The organism is Thermobifida halotolerans, from assembly GCF_003574835.2.
Taxonomy (GTDB): Bacteria; Actinomycetota; Actinomycetes; order Streptosporangiales; family Streptosporangiaceae; genus Thermobifida; species Thermobifida halotolerans.
Window position 1 is genome coordinate 880,490 of sequence record NZ_CP063196.1, and the last position, 16,992, is coordinate 897,481.

Sequence of the window (16,992 nt, forward strand, 5' to 3'; positions counted from 1 at the left end):
GGTGACCGTCCTCCTCGCACTCCACGTCCTGGCCGCCGCGGCCTGCGCCGCACTGGCCCGGCGGTGGGGGCCGAAGACGCTGGCGCTGGGGGCACTGGCCCCCGCGTCGGCCTTCGTGTGGCTGCTGGCCGCGGCCCCCGGGGTGCTCGACGGAGCCGAACGGCACGAGTCGTGGACGTGGGCGCCCGCCCTGGGCCTGGAGGTCCCGCTGCGGCTGGACGGGCTGGCACTGCTGCTGGGCCTCATCGTCACCGGTGTCGGCGCGGTCGTCCTCGGCTACGCGGTCTACTACTTCGCCCACCGCGAGCACGGACTCGGACGGGTCTCCTCGGTGCTGGTGCTGTTCGCCGGGGCGATGCTGGCGCTGGTGCTGGCCGACCACCTGCTGGCGCTGTACGTCGCCTGGGAGCTGACCACCGTCTGCTCCTTCCTGCTGATCGGCGACGCCGGACGGTCCCGTCCGGAGCGCACCGCGGCCCTGCGCGCGCTGCTGGTGACCACCGGGGCGGGATTCGCGCTGCTGCTGGGCCTGCTGCTGCTCGGCGACGCGGCGGGCACCTACCGGATCTCCGAACTCCTCGCGCGGCCGCCGCACGGCGCGCAGGCCACGGCCGCCGCCGTCCTCGTCCTGGTCGGGGCCTTCGCCAAGTCCGCGCAGATCCCCTTCCACCCGTGGCTGCCCGACGCCATGGTGGCGCCCACCCCGATCAGCGCCTACCTGCACGCCGCCGCAATGGTCAAGGCCGGTGTCTACCTGGTGGCCCGCCTGTCCCCGGCCCTCGCCGAGATCCCGCCGTGGCAGCCGCTGGTCTGGGCGGTGGGCGTGGCCACGATGCTGCTGGGCGGGTGGCGGGCGCTGGCCCAGACCGACCTCAAGCGCCTGCTCGCCTTCGGCACGATCGCCCAACTCGGATTCCTGGTCGTGCTGCTGGGAGCCGGAACCCGCACCGCCGCGCTGGCGGGCGCCACCATGCTGTGCGCGCACGCGCTGTTCAAGTCCACCCTGTTCCTCGTCGTGGGGATCATCGACCACGAGGCGGGCAGCCGGGACCTGCGCGAACTGGGCGGGGTGGGCCGCGACTCCCCGGCGCTGGCGGCGGTGGCCGCGCTGGCGTGCCTGTCGATGGCGGGACTGCCGCCCACCGTGGGATACCTGGGCAAGGAGGCGGCGTTCGAGGCGTTCGTCGAACCCGGCCCCGGACACGGATGGGTGCTGGCCGGGCTGGTTACGGGCTCCGCGCTCACCGTCGCCTACACGCTGCGCTTCTTGTGGGGCGCGTTCGCCGACCGGGCGGACGCCCCGCACCGGATGCGGCACGCGCCCGTCTCCTCGCTCGCGCCGACGGCGCTGCTCGCCGTGTCGGGGCTGGCGCTGGGGGTCGTGCCCGCCGCCACCGAGGCGCTCGCGCTCGGCCACGCCGCGTCCCACCCCGCCGGGGGCGAGCCCTACCACCTCGCGCTGTGGCACGGTGTGGGGCCGCCCCTGCTGCTGTCGCTGCTGACCCTGGTCGCCGGGACCGTGCTGCACCTGGCCCGCGGGCCGCTCGCCGCCGCGCACGGCCGCACCCCGCGCCTGCTGGACGCGCAGGAGACGCAGAACCGCCTGGCCGTCGCCACGGCGGCGACGGCCCGCGCCCTCACCACGCACACCCAGGTGGGGTCGCTGCCGACGTATCTGCTGGTGATCCTCGCGGTGGTGACCCTGGGCCCCGGTCTCCTCCTGGCCGCCGAGGTGGGGGTGCCCGTCGACGTCCGCCCGTGGGACACCCCCGTCCAGGCGGTGGTCGGCGCGGGTGTCCTGGCCGGAACGGCCGGGGTGGTCGCCCTCGGCGACCGGCTGGTCGGGGTGGTGGTGCTGTCGGCCGTCGGCTACCTCGTGGCCGGGCTGTTCGCCGTCCACGGCGCCGTGGACCTCGCGATGGCGCAGGTCCTCGTGGAGACGCTGACCCTGCTCGTCTTCGTGTTCGTGCTGCGCCGCATGCCCCGGGGCACGCGGCCGTCACCGACGCTCCTCCGGGCGGTGCGCGCCGTCGCCGCCGCCCTGGTGGGGGTGTTCGCCGCCGCCGTCACCCTCGCCGTCAGCGCCCGGCACGTCCCCTCCCGGTCGGCGGAGGGCTACTTCCGGGAGGCGCCGCACGCCGGCGGCCCCAACATCATCAACGTCATCCTGACCGAGTTCCGGGCGCTGGACACGCTCGGCGAGATCACCGTCCTCGCGGTCGCGTCGACCGGCGTCGCCAGCCTGGTCCTGGCCAGCAGCCGAATGGGGAGCGCCCCCCGCTTCGGACGCGGCCGGGACGGGCCGCGCCGGAACGGCGGTCACCGACCGGGAACCGCCAAGGAGGTGCGATGAACGACGAACGACGGACCGGAGCGGTTCCGCGCTCCCGCCTGCTGGCCGCCGCGGACCGGCAGGAGCCCCGCCAGAGGGCGCTGCTGCTGGAGGTCATCACGCGGATCATCCATCCCAGCGTGCTCCTCGTCGCCGTCTACCTGCTCCTCGTCGGGCTGCACCACCCCGGCGGGGGGTTCGCGGCCGGACTGGTCGCCGGTACCGGCCTGGTCCTGCGCCGCCTCGCGGGCGGTCCCTGGGAGCTGGGCGAGGCCGCGCCCGTGCCGCCCGGGGTCCTGCTCGGGGCGGGGCTGAGCCTCGCCGCCGGGTACGGCCTCGCCGGCGTCGTGGTGGCCGACGAGTTCCTCGCCGGAACCGTCTGGCGCTTCCCGGAGGGCCCGTTCGGCCACATCGAGGTGCCCACCTCGCTCATCCTGGAGGTCGGCATCGCCCTCATCGTGATCGGCCTGGTGCTGGACGTCCTGCGCACCCTCGGCGCCGAGCAGCGGCCCGCGCCCCCCGCCCCCGCGTCCGGGACGGACCGGGAGGACGCGCGGTGAACGCCACCAACCTCACCCTCTCGCTCGTGGTCGGCGGCCTGTTCGCCGGCGGGGTCCACCTGCTGCTGCAACGCGGCCTGTTCCGGATCGTCCTCGGCTTCGTGCTGCTGGGGCACGGCGCCAACCTCGTGCTGCTGATCGCGGGCGGCCCGGCCGGAGCGGTCCCCGAAGTGGGCGAGGCGGACCCGGCCGCCGCCTCCGACCCGCTGCCGCAGGCGATGGCGCTGACCGCCGTGGTCATCACCTTCGCGGTCACCGCGCTGCTGCTGGCGCTGTGCGACCGCAGCGTGATGCTGTACGGCGACGACGAGGTCCGCGACGACGTCGAGGACCGACTGCTGGCCCGCCAGGAGCGTCAGGGGGAGGAGACGTGACGGCGAGCACCCTGCTGATCGCGGTTCCCGTGGCGGTCCCCCTGCTGGCCGCGGGCCTGTCGCTGCTGCTGAGCCCGTTCCCGGTGGTCCAGCGCGTGCTCGGCGTCACCGTCCTGGCCGCGGTGCTGCTGGACGCCGCCGTGCTGCTGGTCCACGTCGACCGGTCCGGTACGCAGCCGCTGCACGTCGGCGGCTGGGAGCCGCCGCTGGGCATCACGCTGGTCGCCGACCGCTTCTCCGCCCTGGTCCTGCTCGTCAGCGCCCTGGTCTGCCTCGTGGTCATGCTCTACGCGGTCGGGCAGGGCACCGCCGAACAGCGCGTCGAGAACGTGCCGTCGGTGTTCCACCCGACCTACCTGGTGCTGCTGGCGGGCATCGCGCTGGTGTTCCTCACCGGCGACCTGTTCACGCTCTTCGTGGGCCTGGAGGTGATGCTCATGGCGAGCTACGTGCTCATCACGCTCGGGGCCACGGCCGAGCGGGTGCGCGCGGGCATGACGTACATCATCTCCAGCCTGACGGCGTCCATCCTGCTGGTCACGACCATCGGCCTGGTGTACTCCACCACCGGGACGGTCAACCTGGCCCAGCTCAGCGAGGCGACGGCCGACCTCTCCGCCGGGACGCGCGGCCTGCTCGGGCTGCTGCTGCTCGTCGTGCTGGGCATCAAGGCCGCGATGGTGCCCCTGCACTGGTGGCTGCCCGACAGCTACCCCACGGCCCCGGTCCCCGTGACGGCGGTCTTCGCGGCCCTGCTCACCAAGGTGGCCGTCTACGCCATCGTCCGCACCCAGACCCTGATGTTCCCCCAACCCGAGCCCTGGACGCTGCTTCTGGTGCTCTCGGCGGCGACGATGCTCGTCGGTGTGCTGGGCGCCCTGGTGCAGGACGACGTCAACCGGCTGCTGTCCTTCACCCTCGTCTCGCACATCGGCTTCATGCTGTTCGGCCTGGCCCTCTCCTCGGTGGCGGGGCTGACCGGGGTGGTGCTGTACCTGGTGCACCACATCACCGTGCAGACCGCGCTGTTCCTGGTGAGCGGACTGGTGGAGCGGGAGCGCGGGACGGTCTCGCTGCGGCGCCTGGGCGGTCTGGCCTCCACGGCGCCGCTCGTGGCGGCGCTGTTCCTCCTGCCCGCGTTCAGCCTGGGCGGCGTCCCGCCCCTGGCCGGGTTCATCGGAAAGCTGGCCCTGCTGCAGGCGGCCGTCGCGCGGGCCACGCCGCTGGTGCTGGCCGTCGCCGCCGTCGTCCTGCTGGCGAGCCTGCTCACACTGGCGGCGATGACGCGGCTGTGGCTGCTGGCGTTCTGGCGACACCCCGCCGAGCCCGTCGCCGAGAGCCCCGCGCAGCGGGCCGGCGAGGGCGAGATCCCCCTCGCCTCGGCGCGGCTCATGCGCGCCTCGGCCGCGGCCGCCGTCCTGGTCGGCCTGCTCCTGGTGGCGGCGGCCGGACCGCTGGCGGCGTTCAGCCAGCGGGCCGCGGCCGACCTGGCCGACCGGGCCTCCTACCGGGGCGCGGTGCTGTCCGGGGAGGCCGGATGAGACGGCTGCTGTCCGACCAGGTCTTCCTGCTCGCGTGGCTCGCCCTCGTCTGGGTGCTGCTGTGGGGGACGTTCTCGCCCGCGGTGCTCCTCTCGGCGGTCGTGGTGGCGCCGCTGTGCCTGGCCGCCTGCCGCCTGCCCGTCCTGCCCAGGGCGCGCCCCCGCCTGTGGCGCTTTCCGGGGGTCCTCGGGCGGTTCGCGGTGGACGTGGTGGTCTCCTCCCTCCAGGTGGCCTGGGCGACGGTGCGCAGGGGGCCGCACACACGCTCCGCCGTGGTGGCCGTCCCGCTCCGGTGCGCCTCCGACGTGGCCCTCACGGTGGCCGCCAACCGGATCTCCCTGGTGCCGGGAACCCTGGTGCTGGACATCGACCGGGATGTGGAGGAGATGTACGTGTACGTGTTCGACGTGCGGCGCACCGAGGACCTCGACCGGGCGCGCGACGACGCGGCGCGCAGCGCCGCCGACGTGCTGCGCGCGCTGGGCGAGGACACGGCCGCCGAGAAGGGGGGAGGACAGTCGTGACCACGGTGCTGGCCGTCACCGCGGGCATGCTGGCGATCGCTGGACTGCTCACGGTCGTGCGGCTGCTGCGCGGCCCCACCGTCGACGACCGGCTCGTCGCCCTCGACACCCTGGTGGTCGTCGCGGTCAGCGGGATCGCGGTGGTCGCGGCGCTGCGCCAGGAGGGCGCCAGCGTCTTCCTGCTCGTGGTGGTGGCGCTGGTGGGCTTCCTCAGCACGGTCGCGGTCGTGCGGCTGGTGGAGGACCGGTCGTGAACGCGCTGGGAGCAGTGGTGGACGTCCTGGCCGCGGTGGCCCTGCTGGCGGGCGGGGCGCTGGCGTTGCTGGCCGGACTCGGACTGGTCCGCCTCCCCGACGTCGCCTCCCGCCTGCAGGCGGCCACCAAGCCGCAGGTGCTGGGGCTCGCGCTGATCTGCCTGGGCGTCGCCCCGCTCATCGACAGAAACGACGTGCTCGCCCTGGCCCTCGTCGTGCTGTTCCAGTTCTCCACCGCGCCGATCGTGGCCCAACTGGTGGGGCGCTCCGCCTACCGCTCCGGGACGGTCCGCGACTCCCTGGTCGCCGACGAGTTGCGGGACCGGGAGCGCTGACGCGGGGCCGCCCCGCACGCGACGCGCACGAACGGCGGGTGGTCCGCGCTGGTCGCGGCGGCCCCGGGCGCCGACGGCGCACGGAGAAGCCCGCGACCGCGTTTGCCCGGGCCCTGTCGGGGTTAGGCGGACGCCATGACTCGCATCGCATCGGAAGCACTGATAGAGCGGCTGATCGACTGGGGGGTCGACACGATCTTCGGCCTCCCCGGCGACGGCATCAACGGCATCATGGAAGGGCTGCGGCGGCACAGGGACCGCATCCGCTTCGTCCTGGTCCGCCACGAGGAGGCCGCCGCCTTCATGGCCACCGGGTACGCCAAGGCCACCGGCCGCCTCGGGGTGTGCCTCGCCACGTCCGGTCCGGGCGGCATCCACCTGCTCAACGGGCTCTACGACGCCAAGCTCGACCACGTTCCCGTGCTGGCCATCACCGGCATGCAGGAGACCTCGGTGCTGGGCACCGACTACCAGCAGGAGGTGCGGCTGGAGCACCTCTACGCCGACCTCGCCGACTACAACCAGATGATCAGCAACCCGGCGCAGCTTCCCGGGCTGGTGGACATCGCCGTGCGCACCGCGATGGCGCGGCGCGGCGTGGCGCACCTGACCTTCCCCAACGACCTGCAGATCGCCGACGCCGACGCCGACCCGTGGGCGCACGTGGCCCCGGCCCGGCCGCCCGAGACCACGCCCCACTACCTCTCCGCTCCGGGCACTCCCCGGACCGAGGACCTCCAGCGGGCCGCCGACGTTCTCAACGCCGCCCGCCGCCCCGCGCTCCTCGTCGGCGCCGGCGCGCTGCACGCCCGGGCCGAGGTCACCGAGGTCGCCGACGTGCTGGGCGCGCCGGTCATCAAGACCCTGCCCGGCAAGGCCGTCATCGAGGACGACTCGCCGCTGACCACCGGCGGTCTGGGGCTGCTGGGCACCAAGCCCAGCGAGGAGCTCATCGACGACATCGACACGCTGTTCATGGTGGGCACCAACTTCCCCTACACGGCGCACATGCCCAAGGCGGGAACGGTGCGCGTGGTGCAACTGGAGGCCGACCCCATCCGGGCCGGCCGACGCATCCCCACCGAGGTGCCGATGGTCGGCGACGCCAAGGAGGGGCTGCGTGCCCTGCTTCCGCTGCTGCGCCGCAACGACAACCGCGCCCACCTCGGCAAGTACCGCAAGGCGATGGACCAGTGGCGCGAGAACATGAAGGCGCTGCAGTCGCCCGACCGGGACCCGATCGCCCCGCAGTACCTCATGGGGGTGATCGACGACCTCGCCGACGACGACGCCATCCTGACCTGCGACAGCGGCACGGTCGCCACCTGGGCGGCCCGGCACTGGACCATCCGCGGCGACCGCCAGTTCTACCTGTCGGGCAACCTCGCCACCATGGCCCCCGGCCTGCCCTACGCCGTCGCCATGCAGCACGCCTTCCCGGGACGCCAGGTCATCGCCTACATCGGCGACGGCGGATTCGCGATGCTGATGGCGGAGTTCCTGACCGCCGTCCAGCACGACCTGCCGATCAAGGTCGTGGTCAACAACAACAACTCCCTCGGGCAGATCCTGTGGGAGCAGATGGTGCTCGGCTACCCGGAGCACGGGGTGCGCTACCCGGAGCCGTTCACCGACTTCTCCGCCTGGGCCCGGGCCTGCCGCGCCCACGGGGCCAAGGTCACCAAGGCCGTCGACGTGGAGAGCGCGGTGCGCACCGCCCTGTCCCACAACGGCCCGGCCCTGGTCGACGTGGACGTCAACCCCGACGAGCCGCCCATGCCCGGCAAGGTCTCCTACGAGCAGGCGACCAAGTTCGCCCAGGCGTTCCTCAAGGGGCAGCCGCGCCGCGTCTCCATCGCCTCCACCCTGTTCAAGGACCGCATCCAGCAGTTGGGGGAGTGAGGGGCACCCTGCCGCGGGGCGGTCGGGGGACGGCCGCCCCGCAGGCGGGGGGCGGGACCCGGCCGTGTTTGTCCGCCCGGTCGCCGGATAGCGGCCGGGCACGGTCGCCAGCATCTGACAGTCGAAGAACCCACCGCCGCAAGGAGGTCGTATGGCCGTCGACGTGCACTCCCCCCAAGCGCCTCCCCGGACCCCGCCGTCCGTGGACGTCGACGCGCTCCACCGCGACCTGCTGGAGCAGGTGGACGGCGAGATCCGCTTCGACGACGGCAGCAGGGCCACCTACACCACCGCCGCCTCCAACTACCGGCAGACGCCGATCGGCGTGGTCGTCCCCCGCAGCGTCGAGGCCGGTGCCGACGCCGTGGCGGTGTGCCGCGCCCACGGGGCGCCCGTCCTGTCCCGCGGCGGCGGAACCAGCCTGGCCGGGCAGACCAGCAACACCGCCGTCGTCATCGACTGGTCCAAGTACTGCGACCGCGTGCTCGACATCGACGTGCGGCGGCGCACGGCCGTCGTGGAACCGGGCATCGTGCTCGACGCGCTCAGCACCCGCACCCGCGAGGCGGGCGGCCTCGTCTTCGGACCGCGGCCCTCCACCCACGGCCAGTGCACCATCGGCGGCATGATCGGCAACAACTCCTGCGGCTCCACCGCCCAGCGCTACGGCAAGACCGCCGACCACGTGGCGCGGCTGGAGGTGCTCACCTACGACGGGTGCCGCATGTGGGTCGGCCCCACCTCCGATGAGGAGTACGAGCGCATCGTCGCGGCCGGGGGGCGGCGCGCCGAGATCTACCGGCGGTTGCGCGAACTGCGCGACCGCCACGCCCTGGCGATCCGGCGCCGCTTCCCCGACATCCCGCGCCGGGTGTCGGGCTACAACCTCGACGCGCTGCTGCCGGAGAACGGCTTCGACGTGGCCCGCGCCCTGGTCGGCTCGGAGGGCACCCTGGCCACGATCCTGCGCGCGGAACTGCGGCTGGCACCCGAACCGTCCGTGCAGACCCTGGTGATGTGCGGCTACCCCGACATCTTCGCCGCCGCCGACGCCGTCCCCCGGATCGCCGAGTTCGACCCGCTGGCCCTGGAGGGCCTCGACGACAAGCTGGTCGACTACCAGCGGCGCAAGCACCTCAACCCCGAGGCGCTGCGCGAACTGCCCGAGGGCGGGGCGTGGCTGATGGTCCAGTTCGCCGCCGACAGCCGTGAGGAGGCCCGGCAGCGGGCCCGCGAGTTCTGCGACGCGGTCGGGGGCACCGAGACCGCCCCCGTCGTGAGCCACATCGACGATGTCGACCGCATCGAGCAGATGTGGCAGGTCCGGGAGGCGGGCCTGGGCGCCACCGCCCGCGTCCCCGCCGAACCCGACACCTGGGAGGGGTGGGAGGACTCCGCCGTCCCACCGGAGCGGTTCGGCGACTACCTGCGCGACCTGCACGGTCTGATGGAGGAGTTCGGCTACGCCGACCGCTCCTCGCTGTACGGGCACTTCGGACACGGCTGCCTGCACACCCGCATCCCCTTCGACCTGCGCAGCGCCGCCGGGATCGCGGAATTCCGGCGCTTCATGGAACGCGCGGCCGACCTGGTGGTGAGCTACGGCGGCTCGCTGTCCGGCGAGCACGGCGACGGCCAGTCCCGCGCCGAGCTGTGGCCCAGGATGTTCGGTGCCGAACTGATGCCCGCCTTCGCCGAGTTCAAGCGGATCTTCGACCCCGACGACCGGATGAACCCCGGCAAACTCGTCCACCCCGACGGGAGCGAGCCCCAGCGCCTGGACGAGCACCTGCGGCTGGGCGCCGACTACGCCCCCGCCGAACCCGACACCCGCTTCGGCTACCCGCACGACGACGCCAGTTTCGCCCACGCCGCGCTGCGCTGCGTCGGCGTGGGCAAGTGCCGCACCCACAGCGGTGGGGTGATGTGCCCCAGCTACCGGGTCACCCGCGAGGAGGAGCACTCGACCCGCGGCCGGGCGCGTCTGCTGTTCGAGATGCTGCGGGGCGACGTGATCGACGACGGCTGGCGCTCCCGCGAGGTCCACGAGGCCCTGGACCTGTGCCTGGCCTGCAAGGGATGCAAGACCGACTGTCCGGTCAACGTCGACATGGCCACCTACAAGGCCGAGTTCCTCTCCCACCACTACGAGGGGCGGCCGCGCCCGCTCGCCCACTACTCGATGGGGTGGCTGCCGGTGTGGGCGCGCGCGGCCTCGGTCGCGCCCGGCCTGGTCAACGCGCTGACCGCCCGACCGCTCGTCGCGCGGGCCGTCAAGCGGCTCGGCGGGGTGGCCCGGGAGCGTCCCGTGCCCGCCTTCGCGCCGGTGCGCTTCAGCGACGCCTACCGGCGCCGCGGCAGGCGCGGCTCGGGCCACCGCGGCGAGGTCGTGCTGTGGCCGGACACCTTCACCGACAACTTCCACCCCGCCGTCGGCGCCGCGGCGGTGCGCGTCCTGGAGGCGGCGGGGTTTGCCGTGCGGATTCCGCGCCGCACCCTGTGCTGCGGACTGACCTGGATCTCCACCGGGCAGCTCGGCGTCGCCCGCCGCGTCCTGGAGCGCACGGTCGCCACCCTGCGCTCCGACATCCGCGCGGGCACCCCCGTCGTCGGCCTGGAACCCTCCTGCACGGCGGTCCTGCGCTCCGACGCGCCCGAGCTGTTCCCCCATGACCAGGACGTCGAGCGGCTGAGGAACCAGACGTTCACCCTGGCCGAGCTCCTCAACCGCCACGCCCCCGACTGGGAGCCGCCGAGGCTCGGCCGAGCCGCCATGGCCCAGCCGCACTGCCACCAGCACGCGGTCATGGGGTTCGACGACGACCGGGAACTGCTGGAGCGGGCCGGCGCCGAGGCGCGGGTGCTCGACGTGGGCTGCTGCGGACTGGCCGGGAACTTCGGTTTCGAGGACGGCCACTACGCCGTGTCCATGGCGTGCGCCGAGGACGGCGGTCTGCTGCCGGCCGTGCGCGACTCCGATCCCGGCGCGTTCGTCCTGGCCGACGGGTTCAGCTGCCGCACCCAGATCGAGCACGCCGACGTCGGACGCCAGGCGGTGCACCTGGCCGAGGCCCTCGACCTGGCGCTGCGCGGCCGGATACCGCGCGACCACCCCGAGAACGCCGCCACCCGGTTCGCGGCGCCGCGCCACGTGCCGCGCTACGACCCGGCCGACATCCGCCGGTCGGCCGTGGAGGCGGGCAGCCGGGGAGGGAACCGGCCATGAGCCCCGCATCCGACCCCACGGTGGAGCGGGTGGAGACGGCCGTCTACACGGTGCCCACCGACCGGCCCGCCGGTGACGGCACCCTCGCCTGGGACTCCACCACGATGGTCCTGGTCCGTGTCGACGGCGGCGGGCAGCGCGGACTGGGCTGGACCTACGGGCCCGCCGCGTGCGCCCGCGCGGTGGGCGACCTGCTCGCCCCCCAGGTGGTGGGCCGCGCGGTGATGGACGTCCCGGCGGCACTGGAGGCCATGGTGCGCGCCGTGCGCAACGCGAGCCGCCCCGGCGCGGTCGGGTACGCGGTCTCCGCGGTGGAGACGGCGCTGTGGGACCTCAAGGCCCGCCTGCTCGGACTGCCGCTGAACCGGCTGCTCGGCCGCGCCCGCGACACCGTCGCACTGTACGGCAGCGGCGGGCTGACCACCTACGACGACACGGTGCTGCGCGAGCAACTGACGGACTGGGTGAAGCAGGGGTTCGCCCGCGTCAAGATCAAGATCGGGGAGTCGTGGGGCAGCCGGGTCGACCGCGACCTGGAGCGCGTGCGCCTGGCCCGGGAGGCCGTCGGCCCCGACGCCGAACTCTACGTCGACGCCAACGGCGGCTACACCGCCAAGCAGGCGATCCGGGTCGCCGAACGAATGGCCGCGGCCGGCGTGCGCTGGTTCGAGGAACCCGTCTCCTCCGACGACCTCGCCGGACTCCGGCAGGTCCGCGACGCGCTGTCCCTCGACGTCGCCGCGGGCGAGTACGGCTTCGACCTGCCCTACTTCCAGCGCATGTGCGCGGCCGGAGCGGTGGACTGCCTGCAGATCGACGTCACCCGGTGCGGCGGGATCCTGGAGTTCGGCCGCGCCGCCGCCGTGGCCGCCGCACACGGCCTGCAGGTGTCCGGACACTGTGCCCCCTACCTGCACCGGCATCTGGCCCTGAGCCAGCCCGGGATGCGGCACCTGGAGTGGTTCCACGACCACGCGCGCATCGAGACCCGCTTCTTCGACGGCGCAGACCCGCCGGTCGGAGGCCGTCTGGCCGCCGATCCCGACCGGCCCGGCCACGGACTCGACCTGCGCGAGGCCGACGCCGAGAGGTACCGCGTCCACTGACGGCGCCGCACCGGACCGTCTTCGACCGTGAACCAGGAAAGGAAGCCCGCGATGGCCGAACATCTCGCTCCGGTTCCCACCGCACCGCACGAACCGGGCAGGGCCGCCCGCGCACCGGCGCCCGGGCGCCCCGCAGCGGCCGACCCGGACCGGACGCGGCCCTCCCGGCTCCGGCCGGGGACCGCGTCCAGCGGAAGGAAGGGTGGGTAACCGCCATGACCGCCTCGAACGTGGTCCAGCCGACCTCCGCGGCGCCCCGGAAACGGTCCACGGGGTCGGTCATCGCCTCGTGGCTGTCCTCCACCGACCACAAGGTGGTCGGCTACTTCTACATCGCCACCGCGTTCTTCTTCTTCCTGGTGGCCGGGATCATGGCGATGCTGATCCGCGCCGAGCTGATGTTCCCCGGCCTGCAACTGGTGAACAACGAGGTCTACAACCAGTTGTTCACCATCCACGGCACGGCCATGATGCTGCTGTTCGCCACCCCGCTGTTCGCCGGGTTCGCCAACGTCGTCGTGCCACTGCAGATCGGCGCGCCCGACGTCGCCTTCCCCCGGCTCAACATGTTCAGCTACTGGATGTTCCTCTTCGGCGGGCTCATGGTCCTCGGCGGGTTCTTCACCTGGGGCGGCGCGGCGAGCTTCGGCTGGTTCGCCTACACGCCGCTGTCGACCGCGGTGCGCTCGCCCGGCGCGGGCGGCGACCTGTGGGCGATCGGGCTGCTCGTCGGCGGTCTGGGCACCATCCTGGGCGCGGTCAACTTCATCACCACCATCGCCACCATGCGCGCACCCGGCATGACCATGTTCCGCATGCCGATCTTCACCTGGAACGTGCTGCTGACCAGCGTCCTGGTGCTGCTGGCGTTTCCGGTGCTGAGCGGCGCGCTGGTCGGGCTGATCGCCGACCGCGTCCTCGGAACCCAGGTGTACAACCCGGCCCACGGCGGCCCGATCCTGTGGCAGCACCTGTTCTGGTTCTTCGGCCACCCGGAGGTCTACATCATCGCGCTGCCGTTCTTCGGCATCATCACCGAGGTCATCCCGGTGTTCAGCCGCAAGCCGCTGTTCGGCTACAAGGGCATGGTCGGCGCGACCATCGCGATCACCGGGCTGTCGATGACGGTGTGGGCGCACCACATGTTCCCCACCGGCGCGGTCCTGCTGCCGTTCTTCGCCTTCATGTCGTTCCTGATCGCGGTGCCCACCGGCGTGAAGTTCTTCAACTGGATCGGCACCATGTGGCGCGGCCAGCTCACCTTCGAGTCGCCGATGCTGTTCGCCATCGGCTTCCTGGTCACCTTCCTGTTCGGCGGGTTGACCGGGGTGATCCTGGCCTCCCCGCCGCTGGACTTCCAGGCACACGACTCCTACTTCGTGGTCGGCCACTTCCACTACGTGGTGTTCGGCACCGTGGTGTTCGCGATGTTCGCGGGCTTCCACTTCTGGTGGCCCAAGTTCACCGGGAAGAGGCTCAACGAGACGCTGGCCAAGTGGCACTTCTGGACGCTGTTCGTCGGCTTCCACGGCACCTTCCTGATCCAGCACTGGCTGGGGATCGCCGGAATGCCGCGCCGCTACGCCGACTACCTGCCCGGCGACGGCTTCACCCTGCTCCACCAGGTCTCGTCGGTCTTCTCGTTCCTCCTGGGCGCGTCCACCCTGTTCTTCCTCTACAACGTCTGGTGGACGGTCCGGCACGGCAGGAGGGTCGAGGGCGACGACCCGTGGGGCCACGGCAGTTCCCTGGAGTGGGCGACCTCGTGCCCGCCGCCGCGGCACAACTTCACCTCGCTGCCGCGCATCCGCTCCGAACGCCCCGCGTTCGACCTGCACCACGGCCACCGGGTCAGCGCGCCGAAGGAGGAGTGACCCGCGCGGGCCGACCGCCCGCCGCGTCCGGCACCCGGTGCCGGACGCGGCGGGCGGTCGCCCCGGACAACGGCGGTCCCGCCCGGGGGAGCTGCCGCCCGTCTCTGCCCCGCTGCCGTCGACAGGCGCGGTCGCGGCGGCGGGGCGCGGCCGTGTAACGAGCGGGGAGCCGCGGAAGGAATCCCCTCATGGCAGACCACAACCCCGAGTCCTCCGACGATCCGATCCCCGCCGCTCCCACCCCCGCGACGCTGCGCCGGTGGCGGCGCATGCTCGCCGACGAGCGGGAGGAGTCCCGGGCCTACCGGGAACTGGCCGCCCGCCGCCACGGAGAGGAACGGGAGATCCTGCTCAGGCTGGCCGAGGCGGAGGAACGCCACGCCGCCCACTGGGAGCGCCTGCTGGGCGACCGGATCGGCCGACCGCGGCGCGGCTCGCCGCGCATGCGGACACTGGTCTTCCTGGCCCGGCACTTCGGCTGGGTGTTCGTGCTGGCGCTGATGCAGCAGGCCGAGAGCCGCACCCCCTACGGCGACCCCGACGTCCCGCCGTCGATCGCGGCCGACGAGCGCATCCACGCCGAGGTGGTGCGCGGCCTGGCCGTGCGGGGACGCTCCCGGCTGTCGGGGACGCTGCGCGCCGCGGTGTTCGGCGTCAACGACGGCCTGGTGAGCAACATCGCGCTGGTCCTCGGCGTGGTCGGCGGCGGCGCAGCCACCGGCACCGTCCTGCTCACCGGCCTGTCCGGACTGCTGGCCGGGGCGCTGTCGATGGCCGCGGGCGAGTACGTCTCGGTCAGTTCCCAACGGGAGTTGCTGGCCGCCTCCACCCCCGACGAGACGGCCCGGGAGTCCATCCCCAGCCTCGACGTCGACGCCAACGAACTCGCCCTGGTCTACCGGGCGCGCGGCATGTCCGAGGAGGAGGCGCAGCACCGCGCCGACACCGTGCTGCGCCGCAGCGTGGCCGCTCCGCTGCCGGAACTGCCCGGAGTCGGCGACCCCGAGGTCGTGGGCACCGGGCTCGGCGCGGCCGCCTCCAGTTTCGTGTTCTTCGCGGTCGGCGCGGCACTGCCGGTGCTGCCGTTCCTGGCCGGGATGGAGGGCGGTGCCGCGGTCGCGGTGGCCGGGACGGCCACCGGACTCGCCCTGATGCTGGTCGGCGCGGTCGTGGGCGTGCTGTCGGGGGCGTCGCCGCTGCGGCGCGCACTGCGCCAACTCGCCATCGGCGCGGGCGCCGCGGTCACCACCTACCTGCTGGGGCTGCTCTTCGGCGCGACGGTCACCTGAGGCCGCCCCGACCGGCCGCGGCGGTGTTTGTGCAGGCCGGGTCCGGGTAGCCGCGCGAAACGACGAGACGACCGCGGACACGGGGGCGGGAGCATGGCTCAGACGGCGGGAAGCAGGCAGGAGGTCCGCACCGGGCTGCTGATCGGCGGGGAGATCGAGGGGGCCGAGAACTGGTTCCCGGTCTTCGACCCGGCGGCGCCCCAGGAGACCGTCGGCTACGCCGCGGCGGCCACCCGGGAGCAGGCCCGCCACGCGGTGGACGCCGCCGACGCGGCCTGGGGGGACTGGAGCGCGCTGGAACCGGAGCGGCGCGCCGAGATCCTGCGCGACGCGCTGGGGGCGCTGCGGGACGACAACGACGAACGGGTGGAGCTGCTCGTCCGGGAGAACGGCAAGATCCGCGCCGAGGCGGAGGTCGAACTGGCGGTGTTCTCCCAGCGCTGTGAACTGGCGGCCGGAATGGCGGGGGAGCTGGACCGGACGCGCCGTCTGCTGCCGCGGCCCAGACAGGGGGAGACCGCGGCGACGGGCGAGGCGCTGACGGACGTCCCGGCCGCGCCCCGGTTCCGCTCCGAGGTGTCGGCGCTGCCGCTGGGCGTGGTGACGATCATCGTCCCCTACAACTGGCCGCTGGCGATCCTCGCCGCCAGCCTCCCGTACGCGCTCGTGGCGGGAAACACCGTGGTCGTCAAACCGCCGCCGACCACCCCGCTGGCGGTGGTGAGCACGCTGCGGCTGCTCGCCGAACGGCTGCCCGCCGGAGTGCTCAACGTCGTCACCGGAAGCAACGAGGCCGTCGAGCCGGTCATCCGCGACCCGCGGGTCCGGCGGATCGTCTTCACCGGCAGCACGAACGCGGGCAAGAACATCATGCGGATGGCGGCCGACAACGTGACCCGGGTGACGCTGGAACTCGGCGGCAACGACCCGGCGATCGTCCTCGACGACGTCGAGTTGGACGCGGCCGCGATCGAACGCCTGACCGTCGGCTCCTTCCTGACCACGGGCCAGGTGTGCATGGGCATCAAGCGGGTCTACGTACACCGCTCCCGCTTCGACGAACTGGTGGAGGGCATGTCGGCGCAGCTGTCGCACCACCATCTGGGGCACGGGCTGCGCCCGGAGACGACCATGGGTCCGCTCAACAGCGCCCGGCAGCGCGACTTCGTGCGCGACCTGCTCGACCGGGCCCGGGCCGCGGGCGGCGAGGTGCGCGAGTTCGGCACGGCCGACGACGAGACGCAGCGGAGCGGCGGGTACTTCCTGCGTCCCGCCCTGGTTCTCGACCCGCCCGCCGACGAGAGCATCGTGACCGAGGAGCAGTTCGGCCCGGCCCTGCCGATCCTGCCCTACGACGACCTCGACCAGGTGGTCGACACGGTCAACCGGGGCTGGTCGGGACTGTGCTCGTCGGTGTGGACCTCCGACCTGGACCGCGCGGCACAGGTGGCCGCCCGGCTGCGCACCGGGACCACCTGGATCAACGACGCCAACGCGGTGGCCCAGGACGACCGCGCGCCCTTCGGGGGGTTCCGGCAGAGCGGCATGGGCCGCGAGCTGGGCGTCGAGGGCCTGCTGGAGATGACCGAGGCGCACACGGTCACCTATCCCCGCTGACCCGGCCCCGCCGGCCGTGCCCGTGCCGCCGAAAACCGGAGGACGCGCGGGGCACGGT

Annotated in this window: 13 protein-coding genes; all 13 read left to right on the top strand. The window is 73.4% G+C overall.

Annotated features, from left to right (window positions below; all coding sequences use genetic code 11):
* Position 1 precedes the first annotated feature (1 nt).
* Entirely contained in the window at positions 2–2,353 is a 2,352-nt protein-coding gene (mbhE, locus tag NI17_RS03955; RefSeq protein ID WP_119267570.1) for a hydrogen gas-evolving membrane-bound hydrogenase subunit E, read from the top strand.
* Complete coding sequence (locus NI17_RS03960) at positions 2,350–2,892, top strand: MnhB domain-containing protein (protein ID WP_068689296.1); 543 nt, start codon at positions 2,350–2,352, stop codon at positions 2,890–2,892. Before mbhE ends, NI17_RS03960 begins: the two co-directional genes overlap by 4 nt.
* Entirely contained in the window at positions 2,889–3,266 is a 378-nt protein-coding gene (locus NI17_RS03965; RefSeq protein WP_068689294.1) for a sodium:proton antiporter, read from the top strand. Before NI17_RS03960 ends, NI17_RS03965 begins: the two co-directional genes overlap by 4 nt.
* On the top strand, positions 3,263–4,807 hold the full coding sequence (locus NI17_RS03970; RefSeq protein WP_068689293.1) for a Na+/H+ antiporter subunit D: 1,545 nt from the start codon (positions 3,263–3,265) through the stop codon (positions 4,805–4,807). Before NI17_RS03965 ends, NI17_RS03970 begins: the two co-directional genes overlap by 4 nt.
* Positions 4,804–5,331 carry a Na+/H+ antiporter subunit E gene (locus NI17_RS03975; RefSeq protein ID WP_068689292.1) on the top strand — a complete coding sequence of 176 codons (528 nt, stop codon included), beginning with the start codon at positions 4,804–4,806 and terminating at the stop codon, positions 5,329–5,331. Before NI17_RS03970 ends, NI17_RS03975 begins: the two co-directional genes overlap by 4 nt.
* Positions 5,328–5,585 (top strand): MrpF/PhaF family protein, encoded by a 258-nt coding sequence (locus tag NI17_RS03980; RefSeq protein ID WP_068689291.1) that lies wholly within the window; start codon positions 5,328–5,330, stop codon positions 5,583–5,585. The genes NI17_RS03975 and NI17_RS03980 overlap by 4 nt, the downstream gene beginning before the upstream one ends.
* Positions 5,582–5,920, top strand: a complete 339-nt coding sequence (gene mnhG, locus NI17_RS03985) for a monovalent cation/H(+) antiporter subunit G (protein WP_234401754.1) — start codon at positions 5,582–5,584, stop codon at positions 5,918–5,920. The genes NI17_RS03980 and mnhG overlap by 4 nt, the downstream gene beginning before the upstream one ends.
* 135 nt (positions 5,921–6,055) lie before the next feature.
* Entirely contained in the window at positions 6,056–7,822 is a 1,767-nt protein-coding gene (locus NI17_RS03990) for a thiamine pyrophosphate-dependent enzyme (RefSeq protein WP_068689290.1), read from the top strand.
* Positions 7,823–7,973: 151 nt separating this feature from the next.
* Positions 7,974–11,048 carry an FAD-binding and (Fe-S)-binding domain-containing protein gene (locus NI17_RS03995; protein WP_119267533.1) on the top strand — a complete coding sequence of 1,025 codons (3,075 nt, stop codon included), beginning with the start codon at positions 7,974–7,976 and terminating at the stop codon, positions 11,046–11,048.
* Positions 11,045–12,154 carry an enolase C-terminal domain-like protein gene (locus NI17_RS04000; protein WP_068689287.1) on the top strand — a complete coding sequence of 370 codons (1,110 nt, stop codon included), beginning with the start codon at positions 11,045–11,047 and terminating at the stop codon, positions 12,152–12,154. The genes NI17_RS03995 and NI17_RS04000 overlap by 4 nt, the downstream gene beginning before the upstream one ends.
* A 215-nt stretch (positions 12,155–12,369) precedes the next feature.
* A complete protein-coding gene (ctaD, locus tag NI17_RS04005) occupies positions 12,370–14,028 on the top strand; it encodes an aa3-type cytochrome oxidase subunit I (RefSeq protein ID WP_068689286.1) in 1,659 nt (552 codons plus the stop codon).
* Positions 14,029–14,216: 188 nt separating this feature from the next.
* Positions 14,217–15,317, top strand: a complete 1,101-nt coding sequence (locus NI17_RS04010) for a VIT1/CCC1 transporter family protein (RefSeq protein ID WP_068689285.1) — start codon at positions 14,217–14,219, stop codon at positions 15,315–15,317.
* A gap of 93 nt (positions 15,318–15,410) precedes the next feature.
* The gene (locus NI17_RS04015) at positions 15,411–16,934 is read left to right on the top strand and encodes an aldehyde dehydrogenase family protein (RefSeq protein WP_068689284.1); all 1,524 of its coding nucleotides are present in this window, start codon (positions 15,411–15,413) and stop codon (positions 16,932–16,934) included.
* The last annotated feature ends 58 nt before the right edge of the window (positions 16,935–16,992 follow it).